We start from the raw sequence: 21,291 nt of genomic DNA, 5'->3' as shown, positions 1-21,291 counted from the left end.
TTATTTCCTTATTGCTTAGAGCTTATTTGGGGATAAGCTCTTAGTCTACGGCATAGACGATTCCATTGTAAAGGGTTTGCTCCAGCTCGTTTCGGTTCAGCGCGGCCGCCCGGCCGTCTCCGAAAGCCGTGTTGACCGCGTTGGAATTATGGGCGCGCCACGGGGAGGCTGCCCAGGTGGCCGGTCCCCATTGCGGAGTCAGCTTGGCATGGCAGAGATTGTTGCTGGTCTTTCCGTCTGCAATGAAGATGAAAGAACTCGGCGACCGCATCTTTTTAAAATTCATAATGTAACAACTGGAGGCGATCCAGATGCGGATCGTGCCGTCCTGCTGGTTCACACCTTCCACTACGCGATAAGCGCCGTAGTTCTGCCCGTATCCGTAATCGGGGGCCTCGGAAATTTCATCCAGTGCCCGCCGCGGGCGCAAGTCGGGACAGGTCCACTCCTTGCCGTTTGCCGCGGAAAGATATCCGGCGCTCAACAGGCATCCCACCCAGGAACGCGCCTGAACCGAGGAAGAGGACCATTCCGATATGATCGAACCGTTAAACTGATCCAGGTACATCTGGGTATAAAGCATCTGTTGCTTCATCGTGCTCAGGCATGCGGTCTCACGGGCCTTCTGGCGTGCCCGGTTCAATGCAGGCAGCAGCATGGAAGCCAAAATGGCAATGATCGCTATGACGACGAGCAACTCAATCAGGGTAAACGGCCTTACATGGCGGTATGCGGGGGGCGTGTCCGCCGTCCCCCGCGCCCCCTGCGTCCGGCAAGGTGCCGGTGCCGGGTACGGGACGGTCGACAGGCGGAGGCGCGGTCGGCCGGCGGGGAAGGAAGAGCCGCAATAACGTGAAGTTGTCTTCCCGCTTTTCTGCGGAAAGGCAACTTCACGTTTTTGCTCCGGCTTGCCGCTTGCAGAGCATTGGCGGAGGCGTGAGAGCTTGCCGGGAGTATGTGAAAAGTTGGGGATGTTTGGTACGGGGAGAGATGCGGCGCTTATCGCCGCTTTCTCTCCCCCGAACCCCTCTCTTTTACGCAGAGCGGCATACGGGGATGGATTATATATTTTACAAGTGATGTTCACGAGCAGCTCAATCAATGTAAATTTTTGTGTCAGGGACTGCTTTTCCATGGAAACCGAATGAAATTCATCAAGGCTCATTTTATTTCCTCCGTGAATTAATTTTTTCTGTTGGGAAGCAGGAGCAGGGTTTTTATTTCAAATGGGTTCAGTTCGACCGGGACGGTTCCGAAGACCGGAAATCCCTTTCCGCCGCTTCTTTCGCCCAATCCATCCACATCCAGACAGGACCGGAAACATTCGGGAATGTGGATGGAAGAGGTGGTCGGGAGTCCGGCACATTCGTACAGCCGCAACAGCACGCCGTCTTCGCTGTTTCTGATCGCACTGATCATGATGTTTTCCGCTTCGGGAACAAAAGCCCTCGGCAAACGGCAGCCGGTTTCCAGAAGGGGAGCATTGAACAGGATTCCTTCTTTGACCAGAGCTGCGAAATTGCGTTTCCCATGCGGTACGACCGCGTACTCGAAATTGTGCCGCACACCTGTTCCGAACGATTCTTCACTGGGAGCTTTATATTCCATGGCGGCTGAACGGAACAGCGTCAGCAGCAGGTTTCCCGCCGAGTCGACGCTGTTTGAGGGCAACCCGCGGTTCAGCAATGCGATTCCCTTATCCGCGTCTGAAAAATCCATCCAGTTCTGTGCCGCATGGACCGCCCGGCCGCGCTTCTGGATTCCGAACGGGATTTCATAATAAACCGCGCCGTCGGCGCCGACCGTGGAAGGGAATGCCGCCCGGATACGGTAATGTTTCCCTTTCGGAGTAAATTCCACCCGGTAGGCGATGCGCGGGGAATCGCTTCGGAAGTGGGTTTCCACCGTGAAGTCGATATTCAGCTGCCAGAAGCAAAGCCTGCCGGTCTGCCGGACGATCCACAGCTCCGGTGAACGGAAGACCAGCGCGGCCTCCCGGATCTCAGGCCGGAACGTGCCGCGGTTCACCAGTCCGGAGTCATCCGGGAAATCGAGCGGGTCCTCCCGGTTCTGCGTCAGGGCGGCCGCCGGAGAACCCCCGCTCAACGGTGCGTCGAAGTGGAGCCAGAGGTCGCCGTAGTCCATCTGCATGGTGAGGGCGCCGAACTTTACCGCGGCATGGGGATTGACCAGTTCTCCGCCGTCGACTTTCAGCGAAGCGATAAAGCCTTCCGCGTCAAGCCGGGCGGAATAGAAGCCGTTGGTGAATGTCTGCGGCAGCGATGTGTCGCCGTCCGGTGATAATACCCGCGCCGTCCGTTGCGGCGAGCTGGCGTGCGGTCCGACGGACAGCAGGAGAGGCCTGTCGCCGTCGCGGATGATTTCGGTGCGGTCGAACTGGGTTGGATTGAACAGGTTTTTTTCCGGTACGGCGGAACTGCCGAGTTCCAGCCGCGCTTCTTCAAGCTGCCTGAGACAGGCGGCGAGCTCGCGCAGCGTGTCATTCAAGGGAGCGTCGGCGAGCGTGCCGCAGATCGTGTCATGGAATTGCTGCTTCAGGAGCTGTTTCAGCAACATCTCCCGTTTTTCCCACGGGCGTCCGGTTAATACTGCCAGCCGTTCAAGAGCGTTAAAGAAGAACGCGCACTCCCGGATTTGCTGCTTGAGCCGGATATTTGAGGAGAACGTCCCCTGAAGAGCGCTGTTGAACTCTCCGTCATACAGAATGGTGTTTTTCCAGTCGAGGCTGTCGAAATATTGTTCCGGGCCGGAGAGTTCCAACTTGGCAAAAAGGCCGGTAGAACGCAGATGCGCGAGCGTGGCGGAAGCGGATTCCTGCGGCATTGTAAAGTCGCCGCCATTGCACAAAAGCACGTGGCCTGCCGCGCCGATCTCCTCAAATTCCCGGCAGAGGGTTTCGAGCTGTTCGCAGGAGCTTGTGAAAATCTTCTGATCCGGCGCATTGACGATTTCGGCGGTGTCGGGAAAGTGGATCGGGCTGTAACCTTTGCTGAGCCAGTGGGTTCTGATCGTCGTGCCGTCGATTCCGCGCCAGAGGAAGTGGTTTTTCCGCAAATCCGGATTCATGCAGCGCCAGAAAGCGTATCCTTTGAATCCGCATCGGGTAAGTATCTGGGGCAATTGCGCCGGATGCCCCCAGCAGTCGGCGATCCAGCAGATGGCGGGCCGGTAGTGCAGCTTTTCCTCCAACCACCGGAAACCTTCGGAAATTTGCAGAAACAAAGATTCGCCGTCCGGCATATTCATATCCGGCATGACGTACATGCCGGGAGCAAAATGCAATCTTCCCGCTTCCGTGAAGCGTTTCAGCTTGGCCAGGCGGTCCGGGCGGCCTGCACAGTATGCCTCCGCCAGAATGACCTGTTCAATCAGGAAACAGTATTCGGAAGAGCTTTCCAAAAGGCAGAGCGCCCGGTCCAGAATGGCGAATCCCCGTTCCAGATAAGTCTGGTAGTCCTGCAGATAGACGACATCATAATGAAAACTCGGCACGATATATACGGAACTTTTCATTGCATCAGCAGCTTTCCCGGTAATTCGATCTGGAATGTTTGTTTATATTATACCTGAAAAAGACAGTTTCGGCAAGCTCCGAAATGACATATAACATTGCAGAAAATACAAAATCGAGAAATCAGTAAATATAGTTTCTGCGCCATTCGGCTGGTGACAGATTGAACTCCCTGCGGAAAGCGCGCGAAAAGGCGAATTCGCTCGCATATCCCAATCTGCCGGCGATTTCCTTGACCGTCAGCCGGGTATTGACCAGCAGATACCCGGCGCGTTCCATCTTGCAGCGGCAGAAGGCCTTGCCGGGCGACATGTGAAACAGTTCATTGCATTTATTCGTCAGCGAAGTCCGGCTGATTCCCAGCTGTTTTGCAATATCGTCCAGCGTTAGAACTTCTTCAATATGATCCTGGAACAATCTGGAAAGCCGGGCCCTGAAACTGCCGTCTGCTGTATTATCCAGAAAACCGGTCGAAAGTGATTCCCGGGGAAGCCCCTGGATGATTCTCCAGAACAATTCCAGAGAAATCGCTTCCTGAATCAGCCGTGAAAATGCCGTCTGCCGCTGTTCTTCTTCATAAATTTTTCTGGCCAGTCCTTCGGCTTCTTTCAAATCAATCCGAAATCGCTGCTCCTGCGGAGAGACTCCGGGAGCCAGAAGAGCCGGGATGCCGTTGGTTGCGGGAAAGGCTTCCAATGTAAAGGAGAAACCGATAAATTTCGCTCCGTCTCCCCTCCAGTCCTCGTGCTGGTCGCCGATATTGACCAGAATTCCTTCTCCGGGCGTCAGTTCCATCTCGGTCCCGTTGATTCTGAACCGGTATGCCCCGGAGCAGAGCAGGACCGCTTCATAATCGAGGTGGCGGTGCGGGGGAACCATATTCCCCTGAGGATATTTGCGAAGTGCGAGGCGTTTGAAACGCGGTAAAATCCGGCCGGCGGCAAAATCCGAATCCGCTTTCCGCAGAATGGGTTCCGCGGAAAAACAATTCCTGTACGCCGCTCTTCTCTCTGAATTCGGACCTGCCATGCGGAATTTCTCAATTCATTTAAGTCTCTGTAATTCAACTCGAAGTATAATATAATCTGGAGTTCCTCCGATTACAAGGAATGCGCCGGATTGAAATTCCCTGTTCCCGGCATTCCGGCGGACCGGATGGAAACTGCATGGATATGGCGGAAGCCGAGTCGTTATCAGCACCGATAAACCGGCGACTGATCCGTCGTCGTTTTCCGGTCGGCGCCGGATTGGGCCGGAGCCGGTGATTTTGGCGGAAAATCCGGTTGGGGACTGGCATTTTCGGATCACATCCGGTATATTTAATCTGAATAAATACAATCCGAATCAAGTGAGACAGCCATGTTCAACAACCGGGAAATCGTGACTGCCGTCGATCTGGGCAGTTCCAAGATCTGCGTGCTGGTCGGCGAAGCCTTGCCGGACGGCAAGGTCAAGGTCATCGGCCAGGGATGCGTGCCCAGCGAGGGCTCGATCGTCAAGGGCGAAATCTACAATATGGATAAAGCGTTCGAGCTGCTGGGCTCGGCGCTGGAGGAGGCCGACCGCAGTTCGGACCGGGAGTTGGGCAACAGCCGTCTGGTGATCGTTCCGGTGACCGGCTGCGGCATCGAGTCGATGCAGGGCGTCGGCACCGCCACGATCAGGAGCGAGCAGCGCGTCGTGACCGAAAAGGAGCGGGCCGAAGCGGTTGAAAATGCGAAAGACCAGCACGTTTCGGCCGGGCGGGAAATCATCAATATCTCCGAATCCTGCTTCGCGATCGACGGCCGCCCGGTCTGCAATCCGCTGCTTCAGAGCGGCCGCCGGCTGGATGCCTATGTACATCTGGTGCACGGCGTTACCACCCGGTTGGAAAATTTCAGGACGATCGTGCGCGAATCCGGCTTCGAGGATTCGATGATCTATCCGGTGTTTGCGCCGCTGGCGACCGACTACGGCATCCTTTCGGAAGAGGAGCGCGGCAGCGGGGCGCTGCTGGTGGACATCGGCGCCGGGACGACCGAATACGATGTCGAATGCAACTCCGGCGTGCGCGCTTCCGGCGTGCTGCAGGTCGGCTTCGACCACGTCTGCAACGATCTGGCGGTCGGACTGGATTTGAATATCGGCGTCTGCCGCAAGCTGGTCGAGGACGGCTCGTTGAGCCGGGCGATCCGGGAGCATCGCGACTGCCTGGAGTTTCCGGGAAGCAGTGTGGGTACGCCCCGGCGGATTCCGCTGAACTCCTTCGAGACCATCATCGACCTGCGGCTGCGGGAGACCTTTGAGATCATCAAGCAGATTTTGAATGAGAAAAACGCATTGAGCCAATTGGAGGCGGGCGGCATCCTGACCGGCGGCGGCGCGATGTTCGAGCGGACTGGAGCCATGTTCCGGGAGGTGTTCGAAATGAGCTGCCGGATTGCCCAGCCGCTGGAAAACGGCGACCCGGTCGCCTTGGCGGAGAATCCGCGGTTCAGCACGGTCTGGGGGGCGCTGCGCCTGGCGGTGGCATACAATGCGATGGAGCCGGGCTGTTCCGGCCGCGGCGGTTTCGGCAGCCTGCTCGACATGGTGGATTCACTGGTGAGCAGGACCCGGAAAAAGCTCTGGAACAGGAGGGGGTAATCATGGAAAATCCTGTTGAGAATAAAATGGTTACCGTACTCGGAATCGGCGGCGCCGGGTGCCGGGTGCTGCGCGGTTTTGTCGGGAGTCCGGCCGCCGCGTCACTGCGGCTGCTGGCCGTGGATACCGACCGGCGGGGCCTGGAAGGGCTGAATCTGCCGGAAGGTTCGATGCTGCTGGCCGGCGCCCGCTGGCGCGGCGGACGCGGCTGCGGCGGCAATGTGCTGGACGGGCAGCGGGCGCTGGCGCATGAGCGGGCCGCGCTGGAGCGGATGCTGGCCGGGACTTCGATGCTGCTGGTGGTCGGCGGACTGGGCGGGGGAACAGCTTCGGGCGGCGTGTCGGTGGTGTTGAGCGTGGCGCGGAAGCTGGAAATTCCGACGCTGTTTCTGGTGACGCTTCCCTTCACGCTGGAGGGACACAGCAAGCGCAAGACGGCCGAGGAGACGGTGAAGAACGAACTGCTCGGGCTCGCCGATGCGGTATTGTGCCTGCCGAACGATCTGCTTTTTTCGATTCTGGACTCGACCACTCCGCTCAGCGAGGCGTTCCGGCTTGCCGACCGGGAGTTTTCGCGGACGGTGCTGGCCCTGACCGCGGTGCTGCGCCACGGCAATCTGCTGGCGGCGGATTTCAACAACTTCGTGGCGCTGCTGAAGCGCAAGAAAAGTTACTGCAGCATCGGCGTCGGTCTGGTCGAAAGCGCGGAAGTCAATGGCCGGATCGAGGCCGCGATGGAGCAACTGCTTCACTCTCCGCTGCTGGGGGGCGCCGACAAGCTCGGTGAAGCCGATGCGGTGGTTTTTTCGCTGCTGGGCGGGCCGGAGCTCTCGATCGGCGAGACCAAAGCTGCGCTGGAGCTGGCCGGCCGCTATGTGAAACCGGGGGCCGAACTGATTATCGGAGCTTCCACCGGGGAGGAGTGGAGCGGCATGCTCCAGCTGACCGCGGTTACGATCAGATTCGATGCCGAAACCGTGACGGTGGAGGCGATGCGCAAGGAGACCTCGCGGATGCCGCGCCGGGGCCGCGCCGCCGCCGGAGCGGCCGACGGAGCCTCCACGCAGCTCGAACTCTTTCCGCTTCTGGAACCGCTTTCCAAAGGGATCATGGAGAAGACCATGCCGGTATTGTGGAACGGCGAAGACCTGGACATCCCCACTTTCAAGCGGCGCAACGCCGCGGTGGACAACGGCAAACTGGTCGGCGAATAGACGGCGGCCGGGTGCCGGGATGGGGCGGGAATCCTGCGACGTTCCGGCATTAGAGCGGGGAAGATCGTGGCTTCGCGCTTTGGGAAAATGAATGATTTCAGTCGGGAAAAGCTGTTTTTTGCTGTTTTTCTGTGAAAAAGTTGGTTTTGGGATTTGCAAATCGGGCGAGGGCGAATATATTATGTCCTGTTCTCGCTGATAAATGCGGTTCACTAAATGAATGCGCTCGGGTGGCGGAATTGGCAGACGCGTATGGTTGAGGTCCATATGGAGCAATCCTTGGGGGTTCAAGTCCCCCCCCGAGTACCATTTTTCCGTTTTTTTGCAAGTTTAGGGTTGCAAAACGGTTGAGACGGTGTATTTTAAAATTCTGCCGCCTTCGATCGTCAAATCGAATGGATGCGGATTGATGCCTACATAGCTCAGTCGGTAGAGCACATCCTTGGTAAGGATGAGGTCTCCGGTTCAAGTCCGGATGTAGGCTCCATTATTTTAATAGATTTTGAAGCAGTTGGAAAACTCTAAACCTTTCAGGAGGGAAAAATGGCTAAGGAAAAATTCGAAAGAACCAAGCCGCACGTTAACGTTGGTACGATTGGTCACGTCGACCACGGCAAAACCACTCTGACCGCCGCCATCACCATGGTGCTGAACAAGAAGTTCGGCGGTGAAGTCCGTAAATATGATGAAATCGACAATGCTCCGGAAGAAAAAGAGCGCGGTATCACCATCAACACCTCCCACGTTGAATACCAGACTGCGAATCGTCACTATGCTCACGTTGACTGCCCGGGACACGCCGACTATGTGAAGAACATGATCACCGGCGCCGCGCAGATGGACGGTGCGATCCTCGTGATCGCCGCGACCGACGGCCCGATGGCCCAGACTCGCGAGCACGTGCTGCTCGCCCGTCAGGTGGGTGTGCCGGCGATCGTCGTTTTCATGAACAAGTGCGACCAGCTCGATGACCCGGAACTGCTCGAGCTCGTCGAAATGGAAATCCGCGAGCTGCTCAGCAGTTATGAATATCCCGGCGACGACACCCCGATCATCAAGGGCTCCGCTCTGAAGGCGATCGAAGCCGACGGCGATCCGGAGAACCCGGCCTGCAAGTGCATCCTCGAGCTGATGGATGCGGTCGACAGCTTCATTCCCGAGCCGAAGCGCGATGTGGATCAGCCCTTCCTGATGCCGATCGAAGACGTGTTCTCGATCGAAGGTCGCGGCACCGTGGTCACCGGCCGTGTCGAGCGCGGTGTGATCAAGCTCAACGACGAAGTCGAAATCATCGGTATCAAGCCGACTGTCAAGACCACCGTCACCGGTATCGAAATGTTCCGCAAGCTGCTCGATCAGGGCCAGGCCGGCGACAACGTCGGTTGCCTGCTCCGCGGCACTAAGAAGGAAGATGTCGAGCGCGGTCAGGTTCTGGCCAAGCCGGGCAGCGTGACCCCGCACACCCAGTTCAAGGGCGAAATCTACGTGCTGAGCAAGGATGAAGGCGGCCGTCATACCCCGTTCTTCAACAACTATCGTCCGCAGTTCTACTTCCGTACGACTGACGTGACCGGCACGATCACCCTGAATGAAGGCACCGAGATGGTCATGCCCGGTGACAATACTTCGATCACCGTGGAACTGATCGCTCCGATCGCCATGGAAAAGGGTCTGCGTTTCGCGATCCGTGAAGGCGGCCGTACGGTTGCCTCCGGCCGAGTCTCCGAAATCATCAAGTAATTTCGGTCTCGGACTATCATCCCGGACCGCCGGTCGGCGGTTCCGGGATAATCATGTAAAACTAGGTAAGAAAAATGGCGCGCGAATTAATCATTCTGGAATGCACGGAGTGCAAGCGGCGTAACTATACGTCGATGAAGGAAAAGCGCAATACGCCCGAGCGCTTGGAAAAGAAGAAGTATTGCAAATTTGAACGCAAGCATACGATTCACAAGGAAACGCGCTGAGCATTGAAGTTTGCTTTATGATTGAGACAGGAGAGTAGCTCAGTTGGCTAGAGCGGCGGTCTCCAAAACCGCAGGTCGTGAGTTCGAGCCTCACCTCTCCTGCCAATTTTTTGATAGAAAGTCAGGCAGGTAACAGGAAATATGGGAAACGATCAGAAGCGCAGCATGCAGCAGACCGGGGTCACCGCCGGTTTCGATTCGTTTATGGGCAGAATTCGGCGCTTTATTTCCGAAACGATGGCCGAACTAGGCCGCTGCACCTGGCCGAATCGCCAGCAGTTGTTTGAATCTACCGTGCTGGTGGTGGTGGCAATCGCCATTCTCGCGCTGTTCGTCGCCGGTGTCGATGAAGTGGCGCGGATCGTAATCCGCCTGGTAACGGTTGGTAAGTTTTGAAGGTAATGATCAATCATGAACGAGTCCGCAGAAACCGAGCGCGATAAGCGGGGACAATGGTTTGTGATCCACACGCTCTCGGGTCACGAAAACAAGGTCCGCGACAAGATTTTGCGTCAGCTTCAGACCGGCGATCAGGTTCCGGTGTACGAGGCCTTCATTCCGACGGAGAAGGTCGCTGAAGTCCGGCAGGGCAAGAAAACCACGACGACCCGCAAGCTTTTCCCCGGCTATATCTGGGTTCGCATGGATCTGTACGATGATCTCGGCATGATCAATGAGAAGGCCTGGTACTTCATCCGTAGCGTGCAGGGAGTCCTCGGATTCCTCGGCGGCGACAACAAGCCGACCGCGCTGACTGAGAGTGAAGTGGAAGATATCATGCGCCCGGCCCAGGCCGGAGCGCCGGAAGTCAAGCCGAAAATCGCATTTGAGGTCGGCGAAGTCGTCCGGATCAAGGACGGCGCTTTCGAGAATTTTGAAGGGGCGATTCAGGAGATCGACAACGAACGCGGCAAGCTGAAATTGATGGTTTCCATTTTCGGTCGTTCCACCCCGGTTGAATTGGAGTTTTGGCAGGTCGAACGCACCGTTTAAGGCTGGGTTCGAAACTTTTTCTAAATGGTGTATGATTCTTTGGTGGCGGGATGCCTGTCAGTCCGGACCACCTTGGAATCGGAAAAGGAAGTTTAATCATGGCAAAGAAGGTTACAGGCTTGATCCGGTTGCAGATTCCGGCCGGCGCCGCTAACCCGGCTCCGCCGATCGGTCCCGCCCTTGGCTCGGCCGGTTGCAACATTATGGAGTTCTGTAAGCAGTTCAATGCCGCCACTCAGTCTCAGAGCGGAATGATTATTCCTGTCGTGATCACGGTCTATCAGGACCGGTCGTTCACATTCATCTGCAAATCCCCCCCGGCTGCCGTTCTGATCAAGAAGGCGGCGGGAGTGGCTTCCGCGGCGAAAAAGCCGGGCTCTGAAAAGGCCGGCAAAATCACCCGTGCGCAGATCCGTGAAATCGTTCAGATCAAGAAGGATGATATCAACGCCCGGAGCGAGGAAGCGGCAATGCGCATCATCGAAGGAACCGCGCGCAGCATGGGAATCGAGGTGGTCGATGCGTAGAAGTAAGCTTTACAAGAAGCAGGTGGAAACCGCCGGTTTCGATCTGCAGAAACGCTATGGCGTGGCCGAGGCAATCGCTCTGTTGAAGACGATGCCGGGCGTCAAGTTCAACCAGACCGCCGAAGTCGCTTTCAAGCTCGGCGTCGATCCGCGCAAGTCCGACCAGACGGTCCGCGGTGCGGTTGCGCTTCCCCGGGGCACCGGCAAGACGGTCCGCGTTGCGGTCGTCGCCGACGGCCAGCTGGCCCAGGACGCCAAGGATGCCGGCGCCGATTTCGTCGGTTATGAAGACATTGTTCAGAAGATCAAAGACGGCTGGCAGGATTTCGATATCCTGATCGCGACTCCGGATGCGATGCGTCTGGTCCGTCCCCTCGGCCGTCAGCTCGGTCCCCGCGGCCTGATGCCGAACCCGAAGACCGGTACGGTGACCGAATCGGTCGGAACTGCGGTTCGCGAGGCGAAGGGCGGCCGTGCGGAATTCCGTGCGGATCGCGGCGCCTGTGTGCATGTGCCGTTCGGCAAGATGTCGTTCGAGTCGGATGCTCTCAAAGAGAACTTCGATGTGATCGTCGATGCGCTGATCAAGGCGAAGCCGACCACTGCGAAGGGGGCGTATATCCTCTCCTGCACGATCTCTGCGACGATGACTCCCGGAGTCAAGATCAACGTCAAGGAACTGGTGAGGTCGAAAGAATGAGAAACGAAAAGCATTTTCTGGTCAAGCAGATCAGTGATATGATCGGCAACGCCGATTACGTTTATTTCATCTCTTTTGCCGGTCTTACCGTCAAGGATTTTTCCGAGCTGCGCAATCAGCTGGCGGCCCAGAACGCGGTCTGCCATGTGCTGAAGAACACGCTGATCAAGAAAGCCGGAGAAGCCCTGAAGATCGAAGGGCTTGAAACGATCGATTTCACTCAGGGCACTGCGCTCGTCGCCGGCAAGGGCGATTGCAGCGCCGCCGCCAAAGTTCTGGCGGAGTTCGGCAAGAAGAACGACAAAGTGGCCGCCAAGGGCGGTTACATGGATGGTGCGGTGCTTTCGCCCGCCGAGGTCGGAAGTCTGGCTGAACTGCCGTCGAAGCCCGTGCTTCAGGCGATGTTGCTCGGTGTGCTTCAGGCTCCGTCGAGGAATCTGGTCACCGTTCTCAACGCCAAGGCTGCGAGCATCTTGAATGTGCTCAACGCATATAAAGAAAAAGTCGAAAAGCAATAGTTAACTAGAATAACGAATGGAGGCATTTAAGATGTCCGAAGAGAACAAAATGGAAGAGTTCGTCTCTTATGTCGAGAACCTGACCGTGCTGGAATTGTCCAAGCTGGTCAAGACTCTGGAAGAGCGTCTGGGCGTCAGCGCCGCCGCTCCGGTGGCGGTCGCCGCCGCTCCGGCGGCCGGCGCCGCTGCTCCGGCCGCTGAAGAGAAGACCGAATTCGACGTGATCCTCGCCGGCTTTGATGCTGCGAAGAAGATCGGCGTCATCAAGGAAATCCGCGGCATCACCGGCCTCGGCCTGAAGGAAGCGAAGGACCTCGTCGAGGGCGCTCCGAAGGCGATCAAGGAAGGTATTGCCAAGGACGAAGCCGAAAAGCTCAAGGCTGCTCTCGAAGCCGCCGGTGCGAAGGTCGAAGTCAAGTAAGATTGACCTCTTTTAACGGCGGCGGGTCTCCTGCGGGATACCCACTGCCGTTGTTTCGTCTCATACCGGTTCCGCAAGCGGGACCGGCTGTGAGAAAACGGAACTTTCCCCTTGCCGAAGCGTTTTACGATGTGGACTTTTGTCGCAAGACGTTTCTCCGGACCGGAGCCGATGTGGTTTTTTGTCGGTTCCGCGCCGTCTGGATATCCTTAAATATTTTGAAGAAAAATTGCGATTTTTTTCGTGAATTCCGAACTGTCGATGTGGTTTTTTGTCGACAGGTCGGTTCTTTTGTGTTTTGACTATGGCTTTTTTCGGGATTTTCAACGGAAAATCTCTTTTTCCGTCTTTAAATACCGGATATTTTTATATTTTTTTTGAATTTTTTTCATTCACATAAAACCAAACAACGAGCAGGATATGACAAAACGAATTAATTTTGGAAAGCTTCGGGACGTGCTCGACGTGCCGGATTTGATCGGTCTCCAGCTTGACTCCTACTTCAATTTTCTGCAGCGCGATGTGCCGCCGGCGGAGCGCAAGAATCAGGGATTGCAGGAGGTCTTCAACGAGATTTTCCCGATCGAGAGCTTCGACAAGCAGATGTCGCTGGAATTCGTCTCCTATGAAATCGGTAATTCCACCGACCAGAAGGGCGATGTCGTCGATTGCATCAAGGACGGCAAAATCTATGATGCTCCGCTGTATGTCGATTTCCTGCTGAAGGTCAACGGTACCGAGATTCCCGAGCGCGTGTACATGGGCGATATTCCGATCATGACCGAGCAGGGCACCTTCATCATCAACGGCGCTGAGCGCGTGATCATCAGCCAGCTCCACCGTTCGCCGGGCATCTGCTTTGAAAAGACCCGCCATACCTCCGGCCGCACGCTGTACTCCTACCGGATCATTCCGGACCGCGGCTCGTGGATGGATGTCCAGTTTGACATCAACGACTTCATCTATATCTATCTGGACCGCCGCCGCCGCCGCCGGAAGTTCTATATCACCACTTTCCTGCGCGCAATCGGCTATCCCACCAACCGCGATATTCTGGCGGAATGCTATGAGGTCAAGAAGCACACGACCGCTTCGCTGCTGAAGCAGAAGGATCTTTCCGGCTTCTACACCGTCGACGACATCACCACCGAAGACGATGTGCTGGTGATCGACGAGCTGGTGCAGTTGACCGAAAACCATCTGAAGCAGTTGATCGACGCCGGCATCAAGGAAGTTGAGCTGGCTTACATCGCGGAAGGCGACAACTATCTGATCGGCTGCCTGCGCAAGGACCCGGCCCGCAACGAGGAAGATGCCCTCAAGGAGATCTACCGCCGCATGCGTCCCGGCGATCCGCCGAACATCAACAACGCGAAGCTGCTGATCAAGCGCCTGTTCTTCGACAACCGCCGCTACGATCTGGGCGCGGTGGGCCGCTACAAGCTCAATGAGCGGCTGAAGCAGGATATCCCGCTGACGCTGCGCGTACTCGATCCGAAGGACCTGATGGCCGCGACCAAGATGCTGATCAAATTGCGTCACTCCGGCGGCGCGGTGGACGACATCGACCACCTGGGCGCCCGCCGCGTCCGCACCGTCGGCGAACTGCTGCAGAACCAGTGCCGCGCCGGCCTGCTGCGCACCGAGCGCCTGGTCCGCGAGCGCATGACCTTCGACGATCAGAACGTGACTCCGTCCAAGCTGGTGAACCCGAAGGCGTTCGCCGGCGTGATCCGCGATTTCTTCGCCCGCAGCCAGCTGTCGCAGTTTATGGACCAGACCAACCCGCTGAGCGAATTGACCAACAAGCGCCGTCTGTCGGCGCTCGGTCCGGGCGGTCTTTCCCGCGACCGCGCCGGTTTTGAAGTGCGCGACGTTCACTCCAGCCACTACGGCCGCATCTGTCCGATCGAGACCCCGGAAGGTCCGAATATCGGTCTGATCAGTTCGATGTCGCTGTATGCGATCATCGACGAGTACGGTTTCCTGGAAACTCCGTACCGCAAGGTGGTGGACGGTCAGGTCACGGATCAGATCGACTATCTGACCGCCGACAAGGAAGAACAGTACGTGATCGCGCAGGCGAACGCGCTGCTCGACGAGAACAACCGGTTCGTCCGCCCGATGATCATGAGCCGTTACAAGGGCGAATCCGAAGAGCATCCGCGCGAGGCGGTTCAGTATATGGACGTGTCGCCGAAGCAGCTGATCAGCGCCGCCGCCGGCATCATTCCGTTCCTGGAGCATGACGACGCGAACCGCGCCCTGATGGGGTCGAACATGCAGCGCCAGGCGGTGCCGCTGTTGATGCCGGAGTCGCCGTATGTCGGCACCGGTCTGGAAGCGCGGATCGCCCGCGACTCCCGCGCCGTGGTCGCCGCGAAGGCGGACGGCATCGTCGCGGAGGTCTGTTCCGAGCATATCATCGTGACGCCGGACGGCAATCTGCCGGCTCCCGATGCGGACAAGAAGTCCTATCAGTATTACCGTCTCTACAAGTATCTGCGCAGCAATGCCGGAACCAGCGTGAACCAGCGCCCGATCGTCGAGCACGGCCAGGCCGTGAAGAAGGGCGACATCCTGGCGGACGGCGCCGCGACCCAGGACGGCGAGCTCGCGCTCGGCCGCAACGTGCTGGTGGCCTACATGCCGTGGTGCGGGTACAACTTCGAGGACGCGATCATCGTTTCCGAGCGTCTGGTCAAGGAGGACGTCTACACCAGCATCCATGTGGATGAGTTCGAGATCACCAGCCGTGAAACCAAGCTCGGGCCGGAGGAGATCACCCGTGATATTCCGAACGTCAGCGAGGATGCGCTGCGCAACCTCGACAGCCGCGGCGTGGTGTTTGAGGGCGCCGAGGTGAAGCCGGGCGATATTCTGGTCGGCAAGATCACGCCGAAGAGCGAGACCGAACTGGCGCCGGAAGAGCGCCTGTTGCGCGCGATTTTCGGCGAGAAGGCGGCGGATGTGAAGGATTCGAGCCTGACCGTGCCGAGCGGCAAGGGCGGCATCGTGATGGATATCCGCATCGAATATGCGAAGGATCCGTCGCGCTCCAGCCTGTCCAAGTCCGAGGAAAAACGTCAGCAGAAGATGATGAAGAACGACTATCGGGATATCTACAACGGCCTGATCGACGATCTGACCAGCCGTCTTTCCGATGTGATGCTCGGCATCAAGCTGCCGTATCCGATTTTCGATATGTCCCCGGCCCGTGAGAACGCGGTGCTGATCAGTTCCAACCGCAAGGTGACCAAGAGCTCGATCCAGAAGCTGGCGGCTCACTACGACTGCTGGAGCATGGAGGATTGCGACCTGAAGAAGACGTTGACCGAAATCATTGATTCGTTCATCCCGCAATTCGAGGAGAACGAGGAGAAGCGCCGCCGGATGGCTGACAATATGGATTCCGGCGACAACGCCGATCTCGGTGTGATCAAGCGCGTGAAGGTCTATGTCGGCTGCAAGCGCAAGCTGCAGGTCGGCGACAAGATGGCCGGCCGTCACGGCAACAAGGGTATCGTGTCGCGGATTGTGCCGGTGGAGGACATGCCGTTCCTTGAGGACGGTACGCCGGTGGACATCATCCTGAATCCGCTCGGCGTGCCGAGCCGTATGAATATCGGCCAGGTGCTCGAAACTCACCTGGGCTGGGCCGCCAAGATGCTCGGCTTCAAGGCCGCCACTCCGGTGTTCGACGGTATCGGCGAGCAGGAGATCATCGACCTGATGCGCAAGGGCAACGACGCTTTCACCGCGAAGGAGGGGCATGACTACCACTGGGGCTTCAAGCAGAACGAGGCCGGCGAGTGGGTCTACGACGGCAAGGCGGACGTCTATGACGGCCGGACCGGCAATAAGTTCGACCAGCGCGTGATGGTCGGTCAGGTGTACATGCTGAAGCTGGACCACCTGGTCGCCAACAAGATCCACGCCCGTGCGGTCGGCCCGTATTCGCTGGTCACCCAGCAGCCGCTCGGCGGTAAGGCGCAGCACGGCGGCCAGCGCTTCGGAGAAATGGAAGTGTGGGCGCTCGAAGCGTACGGCGCCGCCTACAACCTGCAGGAGATGCTGACGGTGAAATCGGACGACGTCGCCGGCCGTGCCCGCATCTACGAATCGATCGTCAAGGGGCACAATGTGCTGGAAGCCGGACGGCCTGAGTCCTTCAACGTGCTGCTGAAGGAAATGCAGAGTCTCGGTCTTGACATCCGCACGGTCAAAAAGACGTCCGAAAACTAATTCGAGGAGGAAATAACCTTGATTGACAATACTTATGCTTATCGGGAGCTGTTGGGCAAAAGCTCGACGACTTCGTTCAGCGCGGTTTCGATTAATGTGGCGTCTCCGGAAGTGATCCGCTCCTGGTCGTTCGGTGAAGTCAAGAACCCGGAAACCATCAACTATCGCAGCTTCAAGCCCGAAAAGGGCGGTCTGTTCTGCGAACGCATCTTCGGCCCCACCCGCGACTGGGAGTGCAACTGCGGCAAGTACAAGCGCGTGAAGCACAAGGGCATCGTATGCGACCGCTGCGGCGTGGAAGTCACCCAGGCCAAGGTGCGCCGTGAACGCATGGGCCATATCGAACTGGCGGTGCCGGTTTCGCACATCTGGTTCTTCAAGTGCATGCCCAGCCGCATCGGCCTGGTGCTGGATATGGCGGCCAAATCGCTGGAACGGGTGATCTATTATGAAGAGTACGTGGTCACCGATCCGGGCGACACCCCGCTGCAGATCGGCCAGACCATGGACGAGATCGAATACCGTCAGGCCCGCGACGACTACGGCGATGCGTTCATCGCCGATATGGGCGCTCCGGCGATCAAGACGCTGCTGGAGCGCGTCGACATGCCTTCCTTGAAGGCGGAGCTGGAGGTCGACCTCGAAGGCACCCGCAACAAGGCGATCCGCAAGAAGCTGGCCAAGCGCCTGCGCCTGGTGGAGGGATTCATGGCGAGCAATTCGCGTCCCGAGTGGATGATGCTCTCCGTGCTGCCGGTGATTCCGCCGGACCTGCGTCCGCTGGTTCCGCTGGAGGGCGGCCGGTTTGCGACCAGCGACCTGAACGACCTCTACCGTCGCGTGATCAACCGCAACAACCGCCTGAAGAACCTGCTGCAGCTGCATACGCCGGATGTGATCATCCGCAATGAAAAGCGCATGCTGCAGGAGGCGGTCGACTCGCTGCTGGACAACGGCCGCCACGGCCGTGCGGTGACCGGCGCGGGCAATCGTCCCTTGAAGTCGCTCTCCGACATGCTCAAGGGCAAGCAGGGCCGCTTCCGCCAGAACCTGCTCGGTAAGCGCGTCGACTACTCCGGCCGTTCGGTGATCGTGGTCGGGCCGGAGCTGAAGATTCACCAGTGCGGTCTGCCTAAGAAGATGGCGATGATCCTGTTCGAACCTTTCATCATCCGCCACTTGAAGGGACGCGGTTTCGCGCACACTGTCCGCGGCGCCAAGAAGATGATCGAGCGCGGCGAGCCGCAGGTCTGGGATATCCTCGACGAAGTGACCAAGGGGCATCCCGTGATGCTGAACCGCGCGCCGACGCTGCACCGCCTGTCGATTCAGGCATTCGACCCGGTGTTGATCGAAGGTTCGGCGCTGCGTCTGCACCCGTTGGTCTGTACCGCCTACAATGCGGACTTCGACGGCGACCAGATGGCGGTGCACGTGCCGCTGTCGAATGAGGCGCAGATGGAGACCAAGCTCCTGATGCTCTCCCCGAACAACATCTTCTCGCCCGCGAACGGCAAGCCGATCGTGTCGCCGACCCAGGACATCACCCTCGGCAGCTACTACATGACCTGCGAGCCGCGCAACAAGGAGAAGGCGAAGCTGTACCGCGACTACTTCGAGGTGATCTACGCGATGCAGTCCGGCTTTCTGAAGATTCACGACGCGGTGAAGATTCCGAATCCCGACTTCGGCCGCGACACGCTGTACGGCGACAAGGAGAGCAAATTCATCCTGACGACTCCGGGCCGCTGCCTCTTCAATGAAATCTGGGACAAGCGTCTCGGCTTCTACAACCAGATCGCGAAGAAAAAGGACCTCGGCCGCCTGATCAGCGACTCCTACAAGATCGCCGGACACGAAGCGACGATCAAGCTGCTGGACGACCTGAAAGACATGGGTTACCGCCAGGCGACGCTCGCCGGTCTCTCGATTTCCATCGCGGACCTTCAGGTCCCCGAGAAGAAAGAGGAGATCATCGAGAACGCCCGCACCCAGATCGACAGCGTGCTTGAGCAGTACAACAATGGTCTGTTGACCGACGGCGAACGCCACAACAAGGTGATCGACATCTGGACCCAGGCCAGTAACGCGGTGGCGAACGAGTTGTTCGTCCGCCTCGAAGCGGCGTCGCGCCGCGGCGAGATCAACCCGGTTTACGCGATGCTCGACTCCGGCGCGCGCGGCAGCAAGGACCAGATCCGTCAGCTGGCCGGTATGCGCGGCCTGATGGCGAAGCCGTCGGGCGACATCATCGAACGGCCGATCATCTCGAACTTCCGCGAAGGTCTGTCGGTGCTGGAATACTTCATCTCCACCCACGGCGCCCGCAAGGGTTTGGCCGATACCGCGCTGAAGACCGCGGACTCGGGTTACATGACCCGCCGTCTGGTCGACGTCGCGCAGGATATCATCTGCCGCGAAGAGGATTGCGGTACCGGCAAGGGCGTCTGGACCAGCGCGATCATCGAGGGTGACGAAACCATCATGCCGCTGAAGGACCGCATTCTGGGCCGCTTCAGTGCGCAGGATATCCGCGACCCCGCGTTTGCGGACGGCCGCCTGATCGTGGGCGCCGGCCAGGAGTTCACGCCGGAAGTGGTCGAACTGATCGAGAAGCGCGGCATCCAGCGCGTGCTGATCCGTTCCACGCTGACCTGCGAAACTCTGCGCGGCGTCTGCATCAAGTGTTACGGCCGCAATCTGGCCAGCGACCGTCTGGCCAAGGAAGGCGACGCGCTCGGCATCATCGCCGCGCAGTCGATCGGTGAGCCCGGCACCCAGCTGACCATGCGTACGTTCCACATCGGCGGTACCGCGTCGAGCGCCTATAAGCAGCCGGTGATCGCGTCCCGCCACGACGGTACGATTAAATTGTTCAACGTCCGCTCGATCAAGAACCAGAAGGGCAAGACCGTCGTCGTCAACAAGAACGGCTATGTGATCGTCTACGATGCCGCCGTTGCCAGGGCCGCTGAAAAGGCCGCCCGTGAACGGGCGCAGGTGGAGGCCGAGGCGCTCGGCACCATCTACAACAAGGATTACGATTTCTGGTCGGATGCGCTGCGGGAAGCTGAGCTGGACCGCTATGAGCTGGAAGCCGGTTCGATCCTCGACAAGAACGACGGCGACACCGTGAAGGCCAACGAGGTCTTCGTGCGGTGGGAAGCGAACCACGTGCCGATCATCATCGAAGAGGCCGGTGTGGTCGAGTTGCACGACCTGGTCGAAGGCGTGACGCTGCAGAAGCAGAAGCGCGGCGGTTCGGATCAGGCGACCGTGATGGAGCACCGTGAGGACCTCCACCCGCAGATCGTGATCATGAGCGCGGACGGCCAGTTCCTCGCGAACTATCCGCTGCCGGCCGGCGCGGTGTTGATGACCAAGGCCGGTGCGAAGGTGACCCCCGGCATGGTGGTCGCCCGTGTGCCGCGGCAGTCGGCGAAGAACAAGGACATCACCGGCGGTCTGCCGCGTATTGCGGAGCTGTTCGAAGCGCGCATCCCGAAGGATGTCGCCGAAATCGCCCGCATCGACGGTTACGTCGAGGTCGACAAGATCACCCGCGGCAAACGCCAGCTGCTGATCCGCGATCCGGAATCGGGCATGACCGAAGAGCACAACAATATTCCGGCGCATAAGCACCTGACCGTCAGCAAAGGCGACTTCGTCCGCAAGGGCCAGAAGCTGACTGAAGGTTCGATTGTGCCTCACACGCTGCTGGAAGTCTGCGGCATCCACGAGCTGCAGCGCCACCTGGTTGACGCGATTCAGCTGGTGTATCGCGCCCAGGGCGTGGAAATCAACGACAAACACGTGGAGATCATCATCCGTCAGATGATGCAGAAGGTCCGGATCACCGATTCCGGTTCGACCGACTATCTGCCGGGTGAGCAGCTCGACCGCACCGAGTTCGACCGCGTCAACCGCGAGGCGATCGACAAGGGCGGCAAGCCGGCGGAAGCCGAGCCGATTCTGCTTGGTATCACCAAGGCGGCGCTGGAAACCGAGAGCTTCATCTCGGCGGCGTCGTTCCAGGATACCACCCGAATCCTGACCGAGGCGGCGACTGTCGGCAAGGTGGACAACCTGACCGGATTCAAGGAGAACGTGATCACCGGCCATCTGATCCCGGCCGGTACCGGCACGGAGTTGATGCAGTCGATCCGTCTCAAGTATCTGGGCCAGGAAATCGAGCCGGAGCTTCCGACTCAGGAGCCGGGCGAGCGCTCGGTCGAAGAGATTGCGGCCGCCTGGCGCGACTCGGATCTCAAGGATGACGCCGCCGTCGATTTCGGCGACGACGGGGATTCCCTGCCCGATGAGGCGCATGAGCTTCTGCCGGAAACCGGAGACGACGGTTTCGGCGAGCTTGACACCGATTTCGGCGACGAACCCTCTGAAGACGAATTTTAAGGAAAGTTGGTAAACGCTTCCGGGAAGCCGGGTTGGAAATCCGTCTCCCGGAAGCGCGAAATTCGGCATTATTCAGGATTTTTTGCCGAAAAAGCAGTTGCGCAATTTGCAAAACGTGCTTTCAGGTATTATT

At 58.4% G+C, this 21,291-nt stretch carries 15 protein-coding genes and 3 tRNA genes; 15 read left to right on the top strand and 3 right to left on the bottom strand.

What is annotated here, in order from left to right:
* Positions 1–40: 40 nt before the first annotated feature.
* The 3 genes from C8D82_RS21635 to C8D82_RS14870 form a co-directional block, all read right to left on the bottom strand.
* The gene (locus C8D82_RS21635) at positions 41–1,165 is read right to left on the bottom strand and encodes a type II secretion system protein (protein WP_206212514.1); all 1,125 of its coding nucleotides are present in this window, start codon (positions 1,163–1,165) and stop codon (positions 41–43) included.
* A gap of 17 nt (positions 1,166–1,182) precedes the next feature.
* A complete protein-coding gene (locus C8D82_RS14875) occupies positions 1,183–3,534 on the bottom strand; it encodes a glycoside hydrolase family 38 N-terminal domain-containing protein (RefSeq protein ID WP_116885071.1) in 2,352 nt (783 codons plus the stop codon).
* A 121-nt stretch (positions 3,535–3,655) separates the two neighbouring features.
* Positions 3,656–4,561: an AraC family transcriptional regulator gene (locus tag C8D82_RS14870; protein ID WP_116885070.1), complete on the bottom strand. Its 906-nt coding sequence runs from the start codon at positions 4,559–4,561 to the stop codon at positions 3,656–3,658.
* Between the two features lie 330 nt (positions 4,562–4,891).
* Between C8D82_RS14870 and ftsA the strand changes: the two genes are divergently transcribed.
* From ftsA to rpoC, 15 genes are all read left to right on the top strand, one after another.
* Complete coding sequence (gene ftsA, locus C8D82_RS14865; RefSeq protein ID WP_116885069.1) at positions 4,892–6,160, top strand: cell division protein FtsA; 1,269 nt, start codon at positions 4,892–4,894, stop codon at positions 6,158–6,160.
* A 2-nt stretch (positions 6,161–6,162) separates the two neighbouring features.
* Entirely contained in the window at positions 6,163–7,374 is a 1,212-nt protein-coding gene (locus C8D82_RS14860) for an FtsZ/tubulin family protein (protein WP_116885068.1), read from the top strand.
* Between the two features lie 224 nt (positions 7,375–7,598).
* Positions 7,599–7,683 (top strand) — tRNA-Leu (locus C8D82_RS14855).
* Between the two features lie 102 nt (positions 7,684–7,785).
* Positions 7,786–7,861, top strand: a tRNA-Thr gene (locus C8D82_RS14850).
* Between the two features lie 56 nt (positions 7,862–7,917).
* Positions 7,918–9,114, top strand: a complete 1,197-nt coding sequence (gene tuf / locus C8D82_RS14845) for an elongation factor Tu (RefSeq protein ID WP_116885067.1) — start codon at positions 7,918–7,920, stop codon at positions 9,112–9,114.
* Positions 9,115–9,188: 74 nt separating this feature from the next.
* Positions 9,189–9,341 (top strand): 50S ribosomal protein L33, encoded by a 153-nt coding sequence (gene rpmG / locus C8D82_RS14840; RefSeq protein WP_116885066.1) that lies wholly within the window; start codon positions 9,189–9,191, stop codon positions 9,339–9,341.
* Between the two features lie 28 nt (positions 9,342–9,369).
* Positions 9,370–9,446 (top strand) — tRNA-Trp (locus C8D82_RS14835).
* Between the two features lie 36 nt (positions 9,447–9,482).
* Positions 9,483–9,737: a preprotein translocase subunit SecE gene (secE, locus tag C8D82_RS14830; protein ID WP_206212513.1), complete on the top strand. Its 255-nt coding sequence runs from the start codon at positions 9,483–9,485 to the stop codon at positions 9,735–9,737.
* Positions 9,738–9,752: 15 nt separating this feature from the next.
* A complete protein-coding gene (gene nusG / locus C8D82_RS14825) occupies positions 9,753–10,334 on the top strand; it encodes a transcription termination/antitermination protein NusG (protein WP_116885065.1) in 582 nt (193 codons plus the stop codon).
* Between the two features lie 98 nt (positions 10,335–10,432).
* Positions 10,433–10,861 (top strand): 50S ribosomal protein L11, encoded by a 429-nt coding sequence (rplK, locus tag C8D82_RS14820; protein ID WP_116885064.1) that lies wholly within the window; start codon positions 10,433–10,435, stop codon positions 10,859–10,861.
* Entirely contained in the window at positions 10,854–11,561 is a 708-nt protein-coding gene (gene rplA / locus C8D82_RS14815; protein WP_116885063.1) for a 50S ribosomal protein L1, read from the top strand. The genes rplK and rplA overlap by 8 nt, the downstream gene beginning before the upstream one ends.
* Entirely contained in the window at positions 11,558–12,079 is a 522-nt protein-coding gene (rplJ, locus tag C8D82_RS14810; RefSeq protein ID WP_116885062.1) for a 50S ribosomal protein L10, read from the top strand. Before rplA ends, rplJ begins: the two co-directional genes overlap by 4 nt.
* A gap of 49 nt (positions 12,080–12,128) precedes the next feature.
* Positions 12,129–12,500, top strand: coding sequence for a 50S ribosomal protein L7/L12 (gene rplL / locus C8D82_RS14805; RefSeq protein WP_353891047.1), 372 nt, complete (start codon positions 12,129–12,131; stop codon positions 12,498–12,500).
* A 420-nt stretch (positions 12,501–12,920) separates the two neighbouring features.
* Positions 12,921–16,745: a DNA-directed RNA polymerase subunit beta gene (gene rpoB, locus C8D82_RS14800; protein WP_116885060.1), complete on the top strand. Its 3,825-nt coding sequence runs from the start codon at positions 12,921–12,923 to the stop codon at positions 16,743–16,745.
* A 21-nt stretch (positions 16,746–16,766) separates the two neighbouring features.
* The gene (gene rpoC, locus C8D82_RS14795; protein ID WP_187144150.1) at positions 16,767–21,158 is read left to right on the top strand and encodes a DNA-directed RNA polymerase subunit beta'; all 4,392 of its coding nucleotides are present in this window, start codon (positions 16,767–16,769) and stop codon (positions 21,156–21,158) included.
* Positions 21,159–21,291 lie beyond the last annotated feature (133 nt).

The organism is Victivallis vadensis (assembly GCF_003096415.1).
Taxonomy (GTDB): Bacteria; Verrucomicrobiota; Lentisphaeria; order Victivallales; family Victivallaceae; genus Victivallis; species Victivallis vadensis.
This window is presented reverse-complemented; position numbering and strand designations above follow the sequence as displayed.

Bases quoted from the DNA above. Each gene is read 5' to 3' on its own strand.
- C8D82_RS21635 (WP_206212514.1), bottom strand. From the start codon at position 1,165: ATGAGCCTTGATGAATTTCATTCGGTTTCCATGGAAAAGCAGTCCCTG.
- C8D82_RS14875 (WP_116885071.1), bottom strand. From the start codon at position 3,534: ATGAAAAGTTCCGTATATATCGTGCCGAGTTTTCATTATGATGTCGTC.
- C8D82_RS14870 (WP_116885070.1), bottom strand. From the start codon at position 4,561: ATGGCAGGTCCGAATTCAGAGAGAAGAGCGGCGTACAGGAATTGTTTT.
- ftsA (WP_116885069.1), top strand. From the start codon at position 4,892: ATGTTCAACAACCGGGAAATCGTGACTGCCGTCGATCTGGGCAGTTCC.
- C8D82_RS14860 (WP_116885068.1), top strand. From the start codon at position 6,163: ATGGAAAATCCTGTTGAGAATAAAATGGTTACCGTACTCGGAATCGGC.
- tuf (WP_116885067.1), top strand. From the start codon at position 7,918: ATGGCTAAGGAAAAATTCGAAAGAACCAAGCCGCACGTTAACGTTGGT.
- rpmG (WP_116885066.1), top strand. From the start codon at position 9,189: ATGGCGCGCGAATTAATCATTCTGGAATGCACGGAGTGCAAGCGGCGT.
- secE (WP_206212513.1), top strand. From the start codon at position 9,483: ATGGGAAACGATCAGAAGCGCAGCATGCAGCAGACCGGGGTCACCGCC.
- nusG (WP_116885065.1), top strand. From the start codon at position 9,753: ATGAACGAGTCCGCAGAAACCGAGCGCGATAAGCGGGGACAATGGTTT.
- rplK (WP_116885064.1), top strand. From the start codon at position 10,433: ATGGCAAAGAAGGTTACAGGCTTGATCCGGTTGCAGATTCCGGCCGGC.
- rplA (WP_116885063.1), top strand. From the start codon at position 10,854: ATGCGTAGAAGTAAGCTTTACAAGAAGCAGGTGGAAACCGCCGGTTTC.
- rplJ (WP_116885062.1), top strand. From the start codon at position 11,558: ATGAGAAACGAAAAGCATTTTCTGGTCAAGCAGATCAGTGATATGATC.
- rplL (WP_353891047.1), top strand. From the start codon at position 12,129: ATGGAAGAGTTCGTCTCTTATGTCGAGAACCTGACCGTGCTGGAATTG.
- rpoB (WP_116885060.1), top strand. From the start codon at position 12,921: ATGACAAAACGAATTAATTTTGGAAAGCTTCGGGACGTGCTCGACGTG.